At 68.0% G+C, this 18287-nt stretch carries 18 protein-coding genes; 11 read left to right on the forward strand and 7 right to left on the reverse strand.

Going from position 1 to position 18287, the window contains the following annotated elements; all coding sequences use genetic code 11:
• Positions 1-94 precede the first annotated feature (94 nt).
• The 3 genes from rpsO to RTM68_RS05265 all read left to right on the forward strand — a co-directional run bounded on the left by rpsO (position 95) and on the right by RTM68_RS05265 (position 1703).
• Positions 95-364, forward strand: coding sequence for a 30S ribosomal protein S15 (gene rpsO, locus RTM68_RS05255; protein ID WP_017203073.1), 270 nt, complete (start codon positions 95-97; stop codon positions 362-364).
• A gap of 156 nt (positions 365-520) precedes the next feature.
• The gene (locus RTM68_RS05260; protein ID WP_312168942.1) at positions 521-1381 is read left to right on the forward strand and encodes a hypothetical protein; all 861 of its coding nucleotides are present in this window, start codon (positions 521-523) and stop codon (positions 1379-1381) included.
• Positions 1374-1703, forward strand: a complete 330-nt coding sequence (locus RTM68_RS05265) for a transcriptional regulator (RefSeq protein WP_312168945.1) — start codon at positions 1374-1376, stop codon at positions 1701-1703. The genes RTM68_RS05260 and RTM68_RS05265 overlap by 8 nt, the downstream gene beginning before the upstream one ends.
• A 6-nt stretch (positions 1704-1709) precedes the next feature.
• Here the strand turns inward: RTM68_RS05265 and RTM68_RS05270 are convergent, their stop codons facing one another.
• On the reverse strand, positions 1710-2714 hold the full coding sequence (locus tag RTM68_RS05270) for a 2-oxoglutarate and iron-dependent oxygenase domain-containing protein (RefSeq protein ID WP_312168948.1): 1005 nt from the start codon (positions 2712-2714) through the stop codon (positions 1710-1712).
• Between the two features lie 155 nt (positions 2715-2869).
• On the opposite strand from RTM68_RS05270, the gene efeU reads away from it, so the two are divergent.
• The 3 genes from efeU to efeB are packed head-to-tail and all read left to right on the forward strand — an operon-like array spanning position 2870 to position 6375.
• Positions 2870-3820 (forward strand): iron uptake transporter permease EfeU, encoded by a 951-nt coding sequence (gene efeU, locus RTM68_RS05275; RefSeq protein ID WP_312168951.1) that lies wholly within the window; start codon positions 2870-2872, stop codon positions 3818-3820.
• Positions 3817-5049 carry an iron uptake system protein EfeO gene (gene efeO, locus RTM68_RS05280; RefSeq protein ID WP_312168954.1) on the forward strand — a complete coding sequence of 411 codons (1233 nt, stop codon included), beginning with the start codon at positions 3817-3819 and terminating at the stop codon, positions 5047-5049. The genes efeU and efeO overlap by 4 nt, the downstream gene beginning before the upstream one ends.
• Before the next feature lie 21 nt (positions 5050-5070).
• Positions 5071-6375, forward strand: coding sequence for an iron uptake transporter deferrochelatase/peroxidase subunit (gene efeB, locus RTM68_RS05285; RefSeq protein ID WP_312168957.1), 1305 nt, complete (start codon positions 5071-5073; stop codon positions 6373-6375).
• A 7-nt stretch (positions 6376-6382) separates the two neighbouring features.
• Here efeB and RTM68_RS05290 read toward each other — a convergent pair whose 3' ends face one another.
• Together RTM68_RS05290 and RTM68_RS05295 are read right to left on the reverse strand one after the other, a co-directional pair.
• Positions 6383-7246, reverse strand: a complete 864-nt coding sequence (locus RTM68_RS05290; protein WP_312168959.1) for a serine hydrolase — start codon at positions 7244-7246, stop codon at positions 6383-6385.
• Positions 7243-8400: an acyltransferase family protein gene (locus tag RTM68_RS05295; protein ID WP_312168962.1), complete on the reverse strand. Its 1158-nt coding sequence runs from the start codon at positions 8398-8400 to the stop codon at positions 7243-7245. Before RTM68_RS05295 ends, RTM68_RS05290 begins: the two co-directional genes overlap by 4 nt.
• Positions 8401-8534: 134 nt before the next feature.
• Between RTM68_RS05295 and RTM68_RS05300 the strand changes: the two genes are divergently transcribed.
• From RTM68_RS05300 to RTM68_RS05310, 3 genes are all read left to right on the forward strand, one after another.
• Positions 8535-9794: an LLM class flavin-dependent oxidoreductase gene (locus RTM68_RS05300; RefSeq protein WP_312168983.1), complete on the forward strand. Its 1260-nt coding sequence runs from the start codon at positions 8535-8537 to the stop codon at positions 9792-9794.
• Positions 9701-10345 (forward strand): FMN reductase, encoded by a 645-nt coding sequence (locus RTM68_RS05305; protein ID WP_312168965.1) that lies wholly within the window; start codon positions 9701-9703, stop codon positions 10343-10345. The genes RTM68_RS05300 and RTM68_RS05305 overlap by 94 nt, the downstream gene beginning before the upstream one ends.
• A gap of 81 nt (positions 10346-10426) precedes the next feature.
• Positions 10427-11779 carry an FAD-binding oxidoreductase gene (locus RTM68_RS05310; RefSeq protein WP_312168968.1) on the forward strand — a complete coding sequence of 451 codons (1353 nt, stop codon included), beginning with the start codon at positions 10427-10429 and terminating at the stop codon, positions 11777-11779.
• A 72-nt stretch (positions 11780-11851) separates the two neighbouring features.
• Here the strand turns inward: RTM68_RS05310 and RTM68_RS05315 are convergent, their stop codons facing one another.
• Positions 11852-12550 (reverse strand): response regulator, encoded by a 699-nt coding sequence (locus tag RTM68_RS05315; RefSeq protein ID WP_312168970.1) that lies wholly within the window; start codon positions 12548-12550, stop codon positions 11852-11854.
• The gene (locus RTM68_RS05320; RefSeq protein ID WP_312168972.1) at positions 12547-13827 is read right to left on the reverse strand and encodes an ATP-binding protein; all 1281 of its coding nucleotides are present in this window, start codon (positions 13825-13827) and stop codon (positions 12547-12549) included. Before RTM68_RS05320 ends, RTM68_RS05315 begins: the two co-directional genes overlap by 4 nt.
• Before the next feature lie 161 nt (positions 13828-13988).
• Here RTM68_RS05320 and RTM68_RS05325 point away from each other — a divergent pair, with 161 nt between their 5' ends.
• A complete protein-coding gene (locus RTM68_RS05325) occupies positions 13989-15428 on the forward strand; it encodes a cation:dicarboxylate symporter family transporter (protein WP_312168974.1) in 1440 nt (479 codons plus the stop codon).
• Positions 15429-15491: 63 nt separating this feature from the next.
• Here the strand turns inward: RTM68_RS05325 and RTM68_RS05330 are convergent, their stop codons facing one another.
• Both RTM68_RS05330 and RTM68_RS05335 read right to left on the reverse strand, forming a co-directional pair.
• Positions 15492-15668, reverse strand: coding sequence for a DUF5302 domain-containing protein (locus tag RTM68_RS05330; RefSeq protein ID WP_181155964.1), 177 nt, complete (start codon positions 15666-15668; stop codon positions 15492-15494).
• Positions 15669-15706: 38 nt separating this feature from the next.
• Positions 15707-16279 carry a VTT domain-containing protein gene (locus tag RTM68_RS05335; RefSeq protein WP_312168978.1) on the reverse strand — a complete coding sequence of 191 codons (573 nt, stop codon included), beginning with the start codon at positions 16277-16279 and terminating at the stop codon, positions 15707-15709.
• A 154-nt stretch (positions 16280-16433) separates the two neighbouring features.
• Between RTM68_RS05335 and RTM68_RS05340 the strand changes: the two genes are divergently transcribed.
• On the forward strand, positions 16434-18287 hold a 1854-nt coding region (locus tag RTM68_RS05340), incomplete at its 3' end, for a GDSL-type esterase/lipase family protein (protein ID WP_312168980.1).

An 18287-nucleotide genomic window follows, 5' to 3' on the forward strand; every position in this document is an offset into this window, starting at 1 on the left:
ACTCTTCAGGTTGCCGTTCGATCGGCCGCGGATAAAGAGAGCCCTCGCATCAGGCGTCGGGCGCCGCGCAACAAGCAGAGAGGGGATCGAATCTATGGCACTGGAAGCAGACGTCAAGAAGGCGATCATCGAAGAGTACGCGACGCACCCCGGTGACACCGGATCCCCCGAGGTGCAGGCCGCGATGCTGACGCAGCGCATCAAGGACCTCACCGAGCACCTGAAGGAGCACAAGCACGACCACCACTCGCGTCGTGGCCTGTTCCTGCTCGTGGGTCAGCGCCGTCGTCTGCTCGGCTACCTCCAGAGCGTCGACATCGAGCGTTACCGCTCGCTGATCGCACGCCTGGGTCTCCGCCGATAAGGCGAAGCGAGCCAGCGTACAATCGCGCAGAACATTCTTGAGAAGGCCGTCCCAGGTGTGGGGCGGCCTTCGTCATGTTCCGGGGTTGATCCCGCGCAGACTTTCCGTTAGGAAAGTAGTGAGCTTTCCTGAAGGAAAGTGATCGGAGGTCAGACGATGGAGCAGAAGCCGGTCCAGGGGCAGGAGGCGCTCGCGCCGCCGAGCGCGGACATCGCCCAGCGCTATCTCGACGAGGCTGATGCTGTGGCGCACCGCCGCGGGCACGTCGTCGACAGACGGGCGCTGGCTAGGCTGCACATCGCGAATGCCGTGATCACCGCCGCATACCTCGTCGCGATGGCGGCGGCCCTTCGCGGCGACGGAGGGGGAACGAGTCAGGTCATCCTCTTCAGCTTCCTCCTCTGGGGACAGCTGGGCAGCGGTATGGCTCAGCGCAGCGGGATGCAATGGCGCCTGACGGCGTCCCGCTGGCCGCTGCTGCTGGCCGGTGGTGTACTGATCGTGGCCGCGCTCGTCGTGTTCGGCTTCGTTGTCTGGGACCCGGAGGTCCCGGCGATCGTGATGTGGATCCCTGCCGCGCTCGTGCTCTTCGGATTCGGCGGCTATGGCGCTGTCCAGCTCGCGCGGGCATCCGGTGACCCACGCCCTCCGCGATCGCGCCCTGCTCCGCTTCCGCGTGGTGCACGGTGGGGGACCGTCCTCGTGGGCATCGCCATCGGCGTGCTCGCGATGCTCGGTTCGGCACCGGACGACCTGCTCACCAGCGTCTTGATCCTGCTCGTCGTGTTGATGCTGGTCGCGTGGATGGTGGCTGCGCGCACGGAGTTGGGCCTTCCGACCGTCGGCGCCTCATGGCGCTGGCCGCACCTCGCCGCCTTCGCGGCATCTGCCTGCGCACTGTCTCTGGTCGTGCTGCTCGACGGAGTTCCGGTCGTCGTCGGTGTGCTCAGCGGGCTGGGGATCATCGCGCTGCTCACCGCGGTGTCGTTCGTCCCCGGACGTGATCTGCGTGACTGACACTCCGTCCGTTCCGCACCCGCGCACACGGCTCGACGACAACTTCGCGTCGCCGATCCGGTTCTCGGTCCTGGCATCGCTCGGGGATGGGATAGAGCTGGACTTCGCGACTCTGCGCGAGATCCTCCAGTGCGGTGACTCGCCGCTGAGCAAGGCCATCTCGCATCTGCAGGCCGCAGGATATGTCGTCGCGCGCAAGAGCAGCCTCGGCAGTCGCCCTCGCACATGGGTCCACTCGACGGCGGCAGGCCGAGAGGCTTTCGCCGGCCACCTCCAGGCGCTGCGCGAGATCGTCGCGCTCGGAGGCGGCTCGGCGTTGTGACTCGCGTCAGGCGTTCGCGCCGACCAGGTCCGGGTGATGGATCGCGGCCACGTCCGGGTGGGCACGCAGACGAGACTTCATCGCATTCTCGCCGTACGTCGCGTGGATGGGATTGCTCGGATCCTCGGTGATTCCTGTCGCCTCCGCAGCCAGCTCGGCGGGAAGCTCGAGCAGCGGCAGCTGCTGGTCGAGCGCCGGGTTGAAGAAGAACGGGATCGAGATGCGCTCGTCCGGCGCCTTGGGGGAGATGACGCGGTGGTTCGTCGCCTTGAGGTAGCCGCCGGTCGCGTACTCCAGCAGCTCCCCGATGTTGACGACGAAGGCTCCGGGTACGGGTGGAGCCGACACCCACTCGCCGTCGCGCTCGACCTGCAGCCCGCCCTTGCCGGGCTCGACCCAGAGAAGGGTGAGCACGCCGGAGTCCTTGTGCGCACCGACGCCCTGCTGCGGCTCCGGCTCGTGCGTGCCGGGGTAGCGGACGATCTTGATCAGCGTCGACGGGTCGCGGAAGGGCTCGTCGAAGTACGTCTCCTCCGCGCCGAGGGTGAGTGCCCAGGCCCGCAGCAACTTCTGTGCGATCTCGGTCAGGGTGTCATGCCACTCCGTGACGACAGCTTTGAGTTCAGGCTGGGCCGCCGGCCACAGGTTCGGACCCACGAGACGGTTGAAGGCCGGCCCGCCCTCGACGGGCTCGCGCTCCGGGCCGATGTCGATCTGCTCGCGCCAGTCGACCTTCCCCTGGGTCCGCTCTCCGCCGATCCGGGTGTACCCGCGGAAGTGCGGACTGTTCACGTTCTCGATCGCGAGCTTGTCTTCGTCCGGCAGGGCGAAGAAGTCCAGCGCCGCCCGATGCAGACGGGCCTCGAGCTCGGGCGAGATGCCCGTGCCGGTCAGATAGAAGAAGCCCACATCGTGGGTGGCCGCCCGCAACTCGTCGCGGAACCGCGCAGCGGCCTCGGGGCCGGCGTCGAGCTGGGACAGGTCGAGGATGGGGAGCGAGAGATCAGCCATTCACCGAGCGTAGATCGACTCAGGAGGTGGGTGGTCGAGTGTTGCGTCGGATTACCGCGAGGCTCCCGCGGGCGTGTTCCGCGGCATGGCGGAACTGGTGATAATCTCTCGGAGGTAAGGAATGCCTTACCTCCGTTCTTCCAGAGAGATCGCTCGTGCTCGCCACCTTCCTCATCGGACTTCGCGAAGGCCTCGAAGCCGCGCTCGTCGTAGGCATCCTCGTCGCCTATCTTCGACGTCTGGGGCGCCATGACGCGTTGCCGAGGCTGTGGGCGGGAGTCGCCCTCGCCGTCGCTCTGGCGCTCGGTATCGGCGCTGTCCTCACCTTCGGTGCATACTCGCTCACCTTCGAGGCGCAGGAACTCATCGGCGGACTGCTGTCTCTCCTCGCTGTCGGCATGGTCACATGGATGATCTTCTGGATGCAGAAGGCCGGACGCACGATGAAGGCGACGCTCGAAGGCGGCCTGGATCGTGCGCTCACGAGCGGTGGGGTCTGGGCACTCGTCGCGATCGGCTTCGTCTCGGTGGCGCGGGAGGGGATCGAGACCACGCTTCTGCTGTGGTCGATGGTCCAGTCGTTCGGAGATGCGCCTTCCGCACTGCTCGGTGCACTGCTCGGTCTGGCGACAGCCGTGGTGGTGGGCTGGCTGCTCGCACGTAGCGCCGTGCGACTCGATCTCCGCCGGTTCTTCACGTGGACGAGTGGCTTCCTCGTGATCGTCGCCGCGGGGGTGCTCGCCTACGCGATCATGGACCTTCAGGAGGCCGGCGCCCTGCCCGGACCGTTCACCGCCGCCGCCCCCATCGACGCCGTCACCGGCACGGTGGCACTCGGCTGGGCGGCCTTCCCCTTCGGCTGGGCGTTCGACGTGACGAACGTCATCGCTCCGGACAGCGCCTGGGCGACCATCCTGCAGGCGACCGTCGGATTCATGCCGCGCATGACCTGGCTCCAGGTCGCGGCATGGACTCTGTACCTCGTCGTGATCTCATTCCTCTTCGTCCGCGGGCTTCGTGCCCGCACATCTGCCGCACCCGGAGCCCCGACCACTGCGGTACGGGAGCCGTCGGCATCCACATTCACCCAGCAAGGAGCAGTATGACCATCTCTCGCCGACCCCTCGGTGTCCTGGCAGTCGCGGGTGCCGCTGCGCTCGTCCTCACCGGCTGCGTCGCCAAGAGCGACGTCGCCGCTGGCGGCACGTTCGATGTCTCGTCGACCGACTCGGACTGCGCCGTGTCGAGTGCCACCGCGAAGAGCGGCACGCTCACGTTCGACGTCACGAATGACAGCGGTCAGACATCCGAGTTCTATCTGCTCGCCGAAGACGGCCTGCGCATCGTCGGCGAGGTCGAGAACATCGCGCCCTCCGCATCCCGCACACTCACCGTCGTCGCCCAGCCCGGACAGTACTTCACGCTGTGCAAGCCCGGCATGGTCGGCGAAGGCGTCGGCAGGTCGGAGTTCACGGTCAGCGGCGATCGGGTCGCCGTCGAGGGCGAGGACGCCGAGCAGAAGCAGCAGGCGGTCGACCTGTACGCCGCATTCGTCAAGGATCAGGTCGGTCAGCTCATGCCCGCGGTCGAGGGCTTCGTCACCGCGTACGAGGCGGGTGACGACGAGACCGCTCGCTCGCTCTTCCCGCAGACGCGGGCATTCTACGAGCGCATCGAGCCGGTCGCCGAAGCGCTCGGCACCCTCGACCCGCGCATCGACTACCGTGAGGTCGACGCCGTGGCCGAGGGCCTCGACTGGACCGGCTTCCACCGCATCGAGAAGGATCTGTGGGTCCCGGCTCAGGATGCCCTGAACGCCGACGGGGAGACCCCGGCGTGGCAGGACTGGGTGCCGTCGACCTCTGACGAGCGTGTCGGCTATGGCGACCAGCTCCTCGCCGATGTGCAGGAGCTCTACGACTACGTCCACTCCGACGACTTCACGACCGCGCTCGACGACCAGGGGATCGCAGGCATCTCCAACGGCGCGATCGCGCTGCTCGACGAGGTCGCCACGGGCAAGATCTCGGGCGAGGAGGACTGGTGGTCCGGCACCGACCTCTACGACTTCGCCGCGAACGTCGAAGGCTCCAAGATGGCGTTCTCGCTCGTCCAGGACTTCGCGGCCGCTCAGGGAGAAGAGGGTGAGGCTCTCGTGACCGAGATCGAGGGCGGGTACGCCGCGCTCGAGGAATCGCTGGCAGCGCACGGATCGCTCACGGCAGGGTTCGTCGGATACTCCGAGCTCACGGATGCGGACAAGCGCGAATTCACCGATCTGATCAACGCTCTCGCTGAGCCGCTCTCGCAGCTCACGGGCACGGTTCTCGACTGACCTGAACGATACGATCTCGCAGTGAACGAAAGCTCGACAGGCGGTGACGTCGACTCCATCGAGGAGTCGGCGTCGGCCGCACCGTCCGGACTCAGCCGCCGCGGCCTGCTCGGTCTCGCACTCGGCGGGGGTGTCGCCTCGCTCGCCGTCGGCGTCGGCGCCGGAATCACCGGGGGAGTCGCCATCGGTCGAGCCCGGGCCGAGGCGGAAGCACAGACTGCGTATGAGTTCTTCGGTGCCCACCAGGCGGGCATCACGACCCCGGTCCAGGAGCACCTCCACTTCGCATCGTTCGACATGATGCCGCGCACCGATCGCGACGATCTCGTGACGCTGCTGCAGGACTGGACGTATGCTGCGTCGCGAATCGTGCAGGGACTGGAGGTGAGCGCCACGGGCGCCGTCGGCGGCGACCCGGAGACGCCGCCGGACGACACGGGTGAGGCTTTCGGGCTTCCGGCGTCAGGGCTCACGATCACCTTCGGCTTCGGGCCCACCCTGTTCGAGAACGAGGAGGGTGATCGGTACGGCATCGCATCCCTCCGTCCCGCCGCACTCGAGCGGTTGCCGCCGTTCCTCGGCGATGACCTGGTGCCGGAGGCCTCGCATGGAGACCTGTGCATCCAAGCCTGCGCGGACGACCCTCAGGTCGCGGTGCACGCGATCCGCAATCTGAGCCGGATCGCGTTCGGCCGTGCCAAGCTCCGCTGGTCCCAGCTCGGTTACGGCAAGACCTCTCGCACCACGTCGTCGCAGGCGACCCCGCGGAACCTGTTCGGCTTCAAAGACGGCACGGACAACATCCTCGCCGACGACACCGCTGCGCTCGACGCGCACGTGTGGGTGTCGGCATCCGATGAACCGGCGTGGATGGCCGGTGGCTCCTACCTCGTCGCCCGCAAGATCGCGATGCTGATCGAGACGTGGGACCGCGTACGGCTCTCGGAGCAGGACACGATCATCGGACGCGACAAGGGTGAAGGGGCGCCGCTCTCAGGAGGCGATGAGTTCACTGCACCGGACTTCTCGTCGTCGCGGATCGATCCCGATTCGCACGTGAGGCTCGCGCACCCGGATCAGAACGACGGCATCCGCATCCTCCGCCGCGGCTTCAACTACGTCAACGGCAACAATGAGCTCGGACGCCTCGACGCGGGACTCTTCTTCCTGTCCTACCAGCGCGATCCGGAGCAGTTCATCACGCTGCAGCGACGCCTGGCCACCGATCGGATGAACGAATACATCCGGCATGTCGGCTCGGGGATCTGGGCCGTCCCCGCAGGAGTCTCGCCCGGATCATTCGTCGGAGCCGAGCTCTTCGCCTGAGGGTGTCTCAGTCGGTGAGACTGTCGATGACGTAGGCAGCCATCGCATCGGCGCCGAAGTGATCGTCGGCGCTGATCGTCACGACACCGTCGCCTGCGAACACGATGAGCTGGCCATAGGCGCCGTGCAGCCGCCACCCCGCACCGGGTCCGTCCCATCCCGCGAGTGCGTAACGGGCGTATCCGGGGTTCGATCCCGCGACGACCCAGTCCGCGTGCATCGCGTCGATCACCTCCGGCGACACCAATCGCAGGCCGTTCCATAGACCTCGGTCGCGGATCAGACGTCCGATCCGAGACATCTCCTCGGTGCGCAGCGACACGCCAGCCCCGGCGATGATCCGCCCGCGGGGACTCCGCTCCCAGACGATCCCGTCGAGGCCCATCGGGGTGAACAGCCGAGGGGCGAGGTACTCGGCGACATCCCCGACCTGTGCGGCGAGCGCCGCCATCGCGGTGTAGGTGCTGGCGTTCGAGTATTGGAACACGCGACCGCTCGAAGGACGGCTGAGGAACTCTTCTGCGAGGTCCGGCCAGTCGGTCATCATCGTCTCGGAGTACGGGAGATCGATTCCGCTCGACATCGTCAGCAGGTGCCGCAGCGTGACCTGATCCACCCCGGCGCCCGGGTGCGATGTCGGCAGCAGGTCGAGAACGGGACTGTCGAGCGAGAGGGCACCCTCGTCTGCGGCGATCCCGGCCGCGAGCACGCAGAGGGCCTTCGCGACGGAGTGGATCTCCTCGCGGTCGTCCGGGGCCCACCGATGCTCGGCGATGTCATCGTCGATCAGTACGTGCAGACCGTGGGCTCCGAAGCCCGTGGCATCCGCCCGCTGCACGATGAGATCGCGGACCTCCTCGGCCCGAGTCACCGTTCGGCGCCGTCTGCGTTGCCCTGGCGGGGGCGGCGGGACCCGGTCGGATCGCTGCGATGGCCCTCGCGGCTCGCGAGAGCGGGGTCGACGAACAGCCAGCGCGGACGCGGCTCGACGAGTGGCCGCAGGACTCTGCGCACCGGCTTCGTCGCGAGTGCGAGGGCGAGCAGCACCGACAGCGCGGTCACGAGCGGAAGCCAGATCCAGGTGGGGTCGAGGTCTCTCAGCGCGCCGGATTCGCGGAACGGATAGAGCACGAACGAGTGCAGTAGGAACACGTACATCGTGTACTGACCGAAGGTCGTCCACCAGTACGTGCCGCGTGGCACCAGGGCGAAGAACGCCGCGCTGAGGATCACCGCGAGCACCATCAGCGTGATGCGGACGCCTCCGGCCCACCACTGTCCGCCTCCGAGATCGACATATGCATCCTCGTAGAAGAGCCAGTGGCGGAGGTCGAGCTGCTCCCACACGTCGACCCAGCGCCACGATGCGAACCCCGCGACGGCCAGCACGAGTGCCGCGACCGCCCTGATCCACCAGGGGCGCAGGTCGAGGAGGCGGAACCGCGCGACGATGTCGTGCTCGCGGAGCCACCAGCCCAGCGTGAAGAACGGGAGGAGCCCCAGGGTGCGCGACAGCGAGAACGTGCTGTCGACGTTCGGCAGGTAGCCGACACCGATCGAGATGATGACCGTCCAGAGCAGAGGCCAGCGCATCAGCGCGAGGTAGGGGAGCACCAGCCGGAAGATCCCCAGCGCGAGCAGGAACCACAGCGTCCACGAGGGCTTCGTGAAGTTGGGATCCGTCTGCCCTTCGACGAGCCACTTCGTGAGGGTCCACAGTGTCTCGAAGATCACGTAGGGGAGCAGGATGTCGGTGATGACGCGCGCCATCTGCACCCGCGTCGGGGATCCGGACTTGGAGAAGTACCCGGAGATGATCGCGAACGCAGGCATGTGGAACGCATAGAGAGCGAGGTACGCGGCGAGCGCGATGTCCGAGTCATAGGTGAGGCGCTGAATGGCATGACCCAGCACCACGAGCACGATGCAGGCGAACCGGGCGTTGTCCCAGAACGGGACCCGCCGACGTGGCTTGGGGGTGGAGCCCGTGGGAGGGCTCGTCGGTGCGGCGCCGGCGCTGTTCATGTTCCGAGGCTACCGCCGGGAATAAAGTTGGACTGACCGCGTTGACTCAGATACATTCAAATGAATAGAAGCGGGTGCAGGGCATCCGGTTCGGAGAAGACGGAGCAATCATGAGTGAGCAGGCAGGCGTCCCGGTGCAGTTCGGCATCATGTCGGTCAGCGACATCACCCGCGACCCCACCACCGGTGTCACGCCGAGTGAGCAGGAGCGGATCAAGGCCACCCTGGCGATCGCGAAGCACAGCGAAGAGGTCGGTCTCGACGTCTTCGCGATCGGCGAGCACCACAACCCTCCGTTCTGGTCCTCGAGCCCCACGACGTTCCTGGCGGCGCTCGCCGCGCAGACGGAGCGCCTCATCGTCTCGACGTCGACGACGCTCATCACGACGAATGACCCCGTCCGCATCGCCGAGGAGTACGCGATGCTGCAGCACGTCTCGGACGGACGCATGGACCTCATGCTCGGTCGTGGCAACACCGGCCCGGTGTACCCGTGGTTCGGCAAGGACATCCGTCAGGGGCTTCCGCTGGCGATCGAGAACTACGCGCTGCTGCACAAGCTGTGGCGTGAGGATGTCGTCGACTGGGACGGCAAGTTCCGCACCCCGCTGCAGGGCTTCACCTCCACTCCTCGTCCGCTCGACGGCGTGGCACCGTTCGTGTGGCACGGGTCCATCCGTACGCCGGAGATCGCCGAGCAGGCCGCGTACTACGGAGACGGCTTCTTCGCGAACAACATCTTCTGGCCGAAGGAGCACTACCAGCGCCTCATCGAGCTCTACCGCCAGCGGTACGCGCACTACGGACACGGCACGCCGGAGCAGGCGATCGTCGGTCTCGGTGGTCAGGTGTTCATGTCCGCGAAGTCGCAGGATGCGGTCGATCAGTTCCGCCCGTACTTCGACAACGCTCCGGTCTACGGCCATGGACCGAGCATGGAGGACTTCACCGAGATGACCCCGCTCACGGTGGGGTCGCCGCAGCAGGTCATCGACCGTTACGCCGCGATGCGCGAGCACTACGGCGACTACCAGCGCCAGCTGTTCCTCATCGACCACGCGGGCCTGCCTCTGAAGACGGTGCTCGAGCAGCTCGACATCCTGGGATCCGAGGTCGTGCCGGTGCTCCGCGGATGCTCCGACTCACGCCGCGCGAGTGAAGGCCGAGTACGGCGACGGCCCCACCCGCCAGGCGCGGCCCGGTGCGAACCGGGGCGACAACCTGACCGGAGACTCTCCGTACGAGGACACCCCGGCCCCGGCCGGCGCCGCCTTCGGTCTCAGCCGGAAGGAGGCCTGACATGGCCACGCGTCGCATCGCCGTCGTCTCGGCGGGGCTCTCGAACCCCTCCTCGACGCGGATGCTCGCAGATCGCCTCGCGGCCGAGACAGTGAAGGCTCTAGCCGATCACGACATCGAGGCCAGCGTCGATGTGATCGAGCTGCGCGACTATGCGCACGACATCACGAACAACCTGCTCACGGGCTTCGCGCCTCCCGCGCTGGAGACCGCGATCAACACGGTCGTGTCGGCGGATGCTCTGATCGCCGTGACGCCGATCTTCTCGACGAGCTACAACGGACTCTTCAAGTCGTTCATCGACGTCCTCGACCCCGACGCTCTCACCGGCACGCCGGTGCTGATCGGGGCGAACGCCGGCACGGCGCGCCACTCGCTCGCGATCGACTACGCGATCCGGCCGCTCTTCGCCTATCTGCACGCCGAGGCTGTATCGACCGGTGTGTTCGCGGCGTCCAGCGACTGGGGCGGGGCCGGTGACGACGTCGCACCGCTCGCGAAGCGCATCGAGAAGGGTGCTCGTGAGCTGGCCGAGGCCATCGCACGCCGCGAGGCGGAGTCGGTCGCCGATCCCTACGATCCGGCCACATATCTGGGCGAAGGACGCTCGTTCGGCCACATGCTCGGCGGTCTCGCCGGGGAGTGATCTGGTCCCCGGCCCGGCCGGGAGCAGGTGCAGGGCCGTGAGGCCGTAGACGATGTCCGAGGGGCGTCGTACGGTGACCTCATGGCCCTTCGCTCTGTGCTCGACTCCGCGCGGGATGCACTGCGCGGCACTCTCCTCCTCCCCGGTGACGAATCCTTCGATTCGGCGCGCCGACCGTGGAATCTGGCGATCGAACAGCGTCCGGCGGGTGTCGCCGAACCTGCCGACCTGCGAGACCTGCTGACTCTTCTCGGTGTCGCGCGGAACGCGGGCGTGACGCTCGCGGTGCAGCCCACCGGGCACGGTGCCGGCGGTGATCTGGCCGGCGCCGTGATCGTCCGCATGGCCGCTTTCGACGAGTTGTCGGTCGACCTCGGCTCCGGCGTGGTCCGCGTCGGCAGTGGGGTCCGCTGGGGAGCCGTCGTCGAGGCGCTCGAGGGCACCGGCTGGGTGGCTCCTGCCGGCACGAGTCCGGTCGTCGCCGTCGCGGGGTACACCCTGGGCGGTGGTCATTCCTGGTTCAGCCGCACGGCGGGACTCGGTTCCGACAATCTCAGGGCCGCGTGGGTGCTGCGGGGCGACGGAACCCACGAACGGATCGACGACGAGAGCGACCCCGAGGTGATGTGGGCGCTTCGCGGAGCGGGCGGCATCGTCGGAATCGTGACGGCTCTCGAGATCGACCTGGTTCCCGCGCCGACGGTGTGGGGAACGCAACTCACGTTCGACGCTTCGGACGCGGGAGCGGTGATGCGGGCCGTCCGAGACATCTCCGCAGACGCCCCGGCAACGGTGAACGTCTTCGTGAACTCGATGCGCATGCCCGACGCTCCGCAGCTTCCCGAGGAGATCCGTGGACGCGGCTTCGTCACCGTGCAGGCGCTGTCCACGGTCGGACCCGCCGACGAGCTGATCGGAGCGGTGCGGCGAGCCGGTACCGTCCGCCGCGACGAGTCGGGGGCGACATCGCCGAAGACGGTCGCCGCGGCGAGCGGCGAACCCCTCGAACCGACGGCGGGCAAAGGCGTCTCCGCTGCGCTCTCGTCGCTCGACGACGCGACGATCGACGACCTCTTCCGCTTCCGCGGGCTGCCGGAGCAGTGGCCGATCATGGGCATCGAGATCCGGATGCTGGGCGGTGTCCTCGAGCACCCGAGGCGGGCGGGATTCGCGAGTCTTCGGGGTGTCGACTGGCTGCTGCACGCGCTCGTACCCGTCTTCCCCGGCGACCGGAGCGAGCCGGGAGAAGCAAGCATGAGCGGCTTTCTTGACGTGCTGGCGCCCGCGATCGCCCCGCAGACGATCCCGACCTTCCTCGGGCCGGGCGAGACGCTCGAGCGTTGCGGTGATCCGGGCGCGATCGATCGACTGCGCACCGTCAGGGCTGACGCCGACCCTGACTCCGTGATCCACGAGGGTCGGCTGCCACGCTGACGACGAGCTGCACCCGAGGGACAGACCCGGGTCATTCGAACGATCGATGACCGTGCGGGCGCCGCGCGGGCGTCAGTCGCCCCCGTCGCCGCGTCGGGTCCAGCGGTACTCCGTCTCGGGTCGTCCTCGTGCGCCGTACCGGGCGCTTCGGGTGATGACCCCCGATGCGGTGAGGTGCTCCAGGTACCGCCGCACGGATACACGGGACATGCCGAGCCGCGTCGCTGCCTCGCTCGCCGACACCGCGGCGCCTGCGGAGCGCAGTTCGGCAGTCACCCTCTGCAGCGTCGCGGATGACAGCCCCTTCGGAATCGGGATCGTGCCGGTCGTGCGCCCGAGAAGCGCATCGATCTCGGACTGCGTCGCTTCGCCCGCGGTCGATCGAGCGTGATCCCGGTGCGATCGGTACGCGGTGAGCCGCTCCTGGAAGACCGCGAAGGGAAACGGCTTGACGAGGTACTGGTACACGCCCAGGGCGGCCATCTGCCGCACGGTCTCCGCATCGCGCACGCCGGTGATCGCGATCACATCGACCGCGGCCGCACGGGCGCGGAGCGTGCGCAGCACATCGATACCCGATCCGTCGGGCATCGTGATGTCGAGGAGGACGAGGTCGAACGGCTCGTCGCGCGGCTGATCGAGCAGAGCAGTGAGCGCGGCGCGGGCTCCGGTGCACTCGCCTCCGATCACGAAGCCGTCGAGTCGCTCGAGATACGAGCGGTGCAGCTCGAGGGTCAGAGCGTCGTCATCGACGATGAGCGTGCGGATCACGATGTCCTCCGTCCTCTCGCGGGCGGGAGGACGACGGTGAACGTGGTCGGATGGCCGGAGAGATCCACCGTGCCGCCTGCGCCGGTCACCACCGCGCGGACCAGCGGGAGGCCGACCCCGCGCCCCTGGGATCCGGCGGGCTTCGTCGAGAAGCCGCGGCTGAACACGTGCTCGCGCAGCTCCGCGGGGATGCCGTCTCCGCCGTCCGACACCTCGAGCACGATCCCACCTTCGGTCGAGGGTCGCAGCGAGACCTGCACCCAGCGTTCGCTGCCTGCACCGGCGGCATCCATGGCGTTGTCGATCAGGTTCCCCAGCACGGCGACGCTGTCGACCGCCGAGAGCGGCGACGCCGGGGTATCGGGGTCGATACTCACCCGCCAGTCGATCCCGCGCTCCTTCGCCTGGGACGCCTTGCCGAGCAGCAGTGCACCGACGGCAGGGTCGCCCGCCTGTCGAGCAGTCACCTGGTCGACGAGTGACTGGCTCTGTCGTGAGGTCTCGGTCAGGATCTCGATCGCCTCGTCACTGCGACCCAGCTCCAGGAGCGCGACTGCCGTGTGCATGCGATTCCCGTGCTCGTGCGTCTGAGCGCGCAGCGCATCTCCGAGTGTGCGCAGCGATTCGTACGACGACACCGCATCCCGCACCTGGCCCGGTGGCAGATCGCCGGCGATGCCCCGGGTGAACCGGCGCGCGATCCACGCTCCGAGGGCACCGAGGGCGACGAGCCCGACCGTGATGCCGATCGACAGCGGGAGGCGACGCACGAGGGTCTCGGAGATGGACTCGATCGTCACACCCGACGAGACCCAGCCGAGCAGCTCGCCGTCGGATGCGACCACCGGAACGATGGTCCGTACCGACGGGCCGAGGGTACCGGTGAAGACCTCGGTCAGGGTACGCGGCGACTCCGGGATCGTGCCGAGGTAGTCTCCGCCGATCTGGTCGAGGTCGGGGTGCGTGAGACGAGTGCCGTCGGGAGTCATGATGGTCACGAAGTCCAGACCGGCAGCCGCGATCACATCGAGTGCATACGGCTCGAGCACGCGAGTCGCCTCTTCCGGTCGCCCCGCCTCGAGCGCATCGACGACGAGCGGGGACGAGGCGAGGGTCACGGCGGTGGCGGCGGTGACGCGCTCCGCTTCCGCATGGGTCGCGCGTTGCGCATCCACGACGAGGAAGACGGCCACCAGAGCGCCGACCACGACGGCGGCGGCGAGGAGCACCAGGAACACCCGGGAAGCGATGCTCCGGGTGTCGCGCGCGTGTGTCATCGCGTCCTTCCGATCGTCGGTGATCGCGGACTCCGAGATATCGGTGAAGACCAATACGACCACAAATGGTGCCGCCGTGCGAAGTCCGCGACGGTGAGCTTACCGAAGGCGAGGGCGCCCGAGGGCATGAGACGACGACGTTCATGATCAAGGAGGAAAACATGGCCATCACGACAGGGTTCTCGCTTCCCGGTTTCCACTGGCGGCGGGGCAAGCAGGCCTGGGACAGGCACACCTGGCTGTATGTGTCGGTGATCATCGCCGTCGTTCTCGGTGCGGCGGTCGGCCTCATCTGGCCCGAGGTCGGGCAGAGCCTCGAGCCGATCGGCAAGGGCTTCGTATCGCTCATCAAGATGATGATCGCGCCGATCATCTTCTGCACCATCGTCGTCGGCGTCGGGTCGATCGCGAAGGCCGCGACGGTCGGCAAGATCGGCGGCCTGGCGCTGCTGTACTTCATGGTCATGTCCACGTTCGCGCTCGCGATCGGCCTGGTCGTGGGCAACATCATCCACCCGGGTGCGGGGCTCGACATGGCGAACTCGAACTACGACGCGACCGACACCGAGGCGAAGACGACCACGGAGTTCATCCTCGGGATCATCCCGACGACCTTCTTCTCGGCCTTCACGGGTGAGAGCGTCCTGCAGGTGCTGTTCATCGCCCTGCTCGTGGGCTTCGCACTGCAGGGACTCGGCGACAAGGGCGCGCCGATCATGGAAGCGGTCAAGAACCTGCAGAAGCTCGTGTTCCGCATCCTCGGCATGATCCTGTGGCTCGCTCCGCTCGGCGCGTTCGGAGCGATCGCCGCCGTCGTGGGCAAGACGGGTATCGCAGCCATCTGGAGCCTCGGCGTGCTCATGATCGCGTTCTACATCACCTGCTTCCTGTTCATCGTGGTCGTGCTCGGCGTGCTGCTCTATGCCGTGACACGGGTGAACATCTTCAGCCTCGTGAAGTACCTGGCCCGCGAGTACCTGCTCATCGTCGGCACCTCATCGTCGGAGTCCGCGCTTCCGCGCCTCATCGCCAAGATGGAGCACATCGGCGTCTCGAAGCCGGTCGTGGGCATCACGGTGCCGACCGGGTACTCGTTCAACCTCGACGGCACTGCGATCTACCTGACGATGGCGTCTCTCTTCATCGCCACGGGGATGGGGCAGCCGATGTCGATCGGCGAGCAGATCGGGCTGCTGGTGTTCATGATCATCGCCAGCAAGGGCGCAGCCGGTGTCACGGGCGCCGGCCTCGCGACTCTCGCGGGCGGCCTCCAGGCCTACCGGCCCGATCTCGTCGACGGGGTCGGCGTGATCGTCGGCATCGACCGGTTCATGTCCGAGGGGCGAGCCCTCACGAACTTCACCGGCAACGCGGTCGCCACGCTGCTGATCGGCACGTGGACGCGTCAGATCGATCGCGATCGGGTTCAGCAGGTGCTGAGCGGCGCGCTGCCCTTCGAGGAGTTACAGCTCGACGGCGTCGACGATCACGGGATGGCCGATGAGCGGAAGGCTGTCGACGTGCAGGGCCTCAAGGACTCCGCCCTCGACGAGATGGCGGCGAAGGAGGAGCGGGCGCGTCTCCGCGCCGCACGCAACTGAGCCTCGCGACGGAAAGAAGAAGGATGCGGGAGTCGGCGATCGCCGGCTCCCGCATCCGTGTGGTCAACCGCTCTTGCGTCGGAACTCGCGCCGCGTCTGCGGAGCGGGTGCGCCGTGGACGGCGGAGTCGCCGTCCAGGTGGGCCTCGCCCTGCCTGTGGTGCGCGTTCTTCTTCTCGAGCGCTTCCTTGAACTTGCGCTTCATGTCCTCGGTGGAGGAGGCGCCTTCTTCGGTGCTCATGCTCGCCAGCCTAGGGCACGCCTCGCACGGGTGGGGGATCACCTCCGCACCCGACGCGAGATGAGATCGATCACCGCCCCGAGGGCGAGCGCGATCACCACAGACACCACCACCGCCACGACCGGGCCACCGGGGATGAGCGTCGCGACGATCGCACCCACGGACGCCTGGTACACCGCCCATCCGAATGCCGCCACCGTCACCAGGCACAGGTAGCGGCCTGCATGGATACGGGAGGCGCCGGCGACCAGGTTGATGGCCAGGCGCGCGAACGGCACGAAGCGGGCCGTGAACAGAACCGCGGCGGTGCCGCCGTCGAGTCGACGTCGGGCCCACTCGAGCGCCTGGCGCACGCGCGGTGCCCGCATCCATCGCCAGCGTGCCGTCCCGACCGTGCGCCCGATGAGATAACAGGCGGCGTCACCGGCGGCGGCTGCTGTCCCCGCGCAGGTGATCACAGCCCAGAGGGGCGGCGATCCGACGCTCGACGCCACAGCGCCGAGTGCGGTCACGGCGATCTCTCCCGGCACCACGACGAGGAACGCGTCGCCGAGGACCAGGAGGCTCATGACGACGAGGGCCCAGGGGCCGGTGAGCAGATCGGTGGGCACGCCTTCAGAGTGCTCTGCGCAGGTGAACGGGAACCAACGTCCGGATAGCCGGTGACGCGCGCTCCAGCATCCGGTGAACTTCTGGTGATCGGAGGGCTTTCCTGCCTGCGGTGCACTCCTGCGACGGCATCCTGGGCATGTGAGAGTCGCGATCGTGACAGAGTCCTTCCTTCCGCACATGAACGGTGTGACCGGATCCGTCCTGCAGATCCTCACGCACCTCGAACGCACCGGCCATCAGGCCCACGTGATCGCCCCGGATGCCGACGGCATACCCACCGAGATCAGCGGGGCCGTCGTCGAACCGATCCCGAGCATCGCGCTCCCCGGGTACCGCAACGTGCGAGTGGGGACCTCACCCGCCCACCGGGTCGCCGCGTCTCTGCGTCGCTTCCAGCCCGACGTCGTGCATCTCGCGTCACCGTTCGCCCTGGGCTGGCGTGGAGCGCTCGCCGCGGAACGGCTCGGCATCGCCGCGGTCGCCGCCTACCAGACCGATGTCGCCGCGTACACCGAGCGATACAGGGTCCCTGCGACGACCGGGATCGCTCACTCGCACATCGCACGGCTCCACCGCCGGGCGACGCTGTCTCTGGCACCCTCCGCGGGCTCGGCGGAGAGGCTCACCTCCCTCGGGGTCGATCGGGTCCGCCGATGGGGCAGAGGAGTGGATGCCGAACGATTCCAGCCGTCGCGTCGTAGCGCGGTTCTGCGAGCGCAGTGGGGCGGTGATGTCGTGATCGGATACGTCGGCCGACTCGCACCGGAGAAGCAGGTCGAGGATCTCGCCGTTCTGCAGAGCATCCCCGGCGCGAGACTCGTGATCGTCGGCGACGGCCCGAGCCGCGCCACGCTCATGAGCCTGATGCCGCGGGCGGTGTTCCTCGGTCACCTCGACGGGCAGGCGCTCGCCGCGGCGATGGCGTCGTTCGACGTGTTCGTGCATCCGGGGGAGAGTGAGACGTTCGGTCAGACCCTGCAGGAGGCTCACGCGAGCGGGGTCCCCGTCGTCGCCACAGGACGTGGGGGTCCCCTCGATCTGGTTCGGATGGGAATCGACGGATGGCTGTACCGTCCCGGAGACCTGGCGGACATGCGGATGAGGGTCGCCGACCTCGCCGGAGACGGGCGCAAGCGCAGGGCCTTCGGTGAGGCGGGACATCAGGCAGTCCAGGGGCGCAGCTGGTCGAGCGTGTGCGACCAGCTGCTCGGCCATCTCGACGAAGCCCGGATGCTCCGCGCCGTGGACTCAGGGCTCCGAGCGCGTCGCCTCACCCGCCCCGAGGTCACGGCTCCCGTCGACGCCCGACGCTGGCACCGCTATGTGGCGATGGGAGACTCGCTCACCGAGGGCCTCTGCGATCCGGCGCCGGACGGCGCCCTGCGCGGATGGGCGGATCGTCTCGCGCTCCTGCTCGCCGCTCGCGGCGGCCTGCACTACGCGAACCTCGCGATCAGATCCAAGCGGGTACGCGATGTCTGCGAGACTCAGCTCCCACGTGCCCTCGAGCTCGAGCCCGATCTCGTGTCGATCCTCATCGGCGCGAACGATCTGGTGAAGCCGAGCGTCGACGTCCCTGCGCTCGCCGCAGAGCTCGAGGGTGCAGTGCGCAGACTCCGCGACATCGGAGCGGATGTCGTGCTTGTCACGCCATTCCTGCCTCGCCGTCGGGCAGCGGCGATCTACTCCCGCCGGTTCGCCGCCTTCGCGACCGCGCTCGCGGGCATCGCCGCACGCACGGGCGCGATCCTGATCGACACGGATCTGCATCCGACCCTTCCCGACCGGCCGAACTGGGGCGAGGACCTGGTGCATCTCAGCAGCCGAGGTCACCGCTTCCTCGCATATCGAGCCGGCGAGGTGCTGGCCGTCCCGCACGCGGACGCGCTCGGTGCACTCGACGCGGCACTGCACGAGAACGAGCCGATCGGTGCGGGCGTCTGGTGGCGCCGGCACGCCCTGCCATGGGTGTGGCGGCGCATGCACGGGCGGGCCGCGGGTGACGGG

The organism is Microbacterium sp. (assembly GCF_031988965.1).
Classification (GTDB): domain Bacteria; phylum Actinomycetota; class Actinomycetes; order Actinomycetales; family Microbacteriaceae; genus Microbacterium.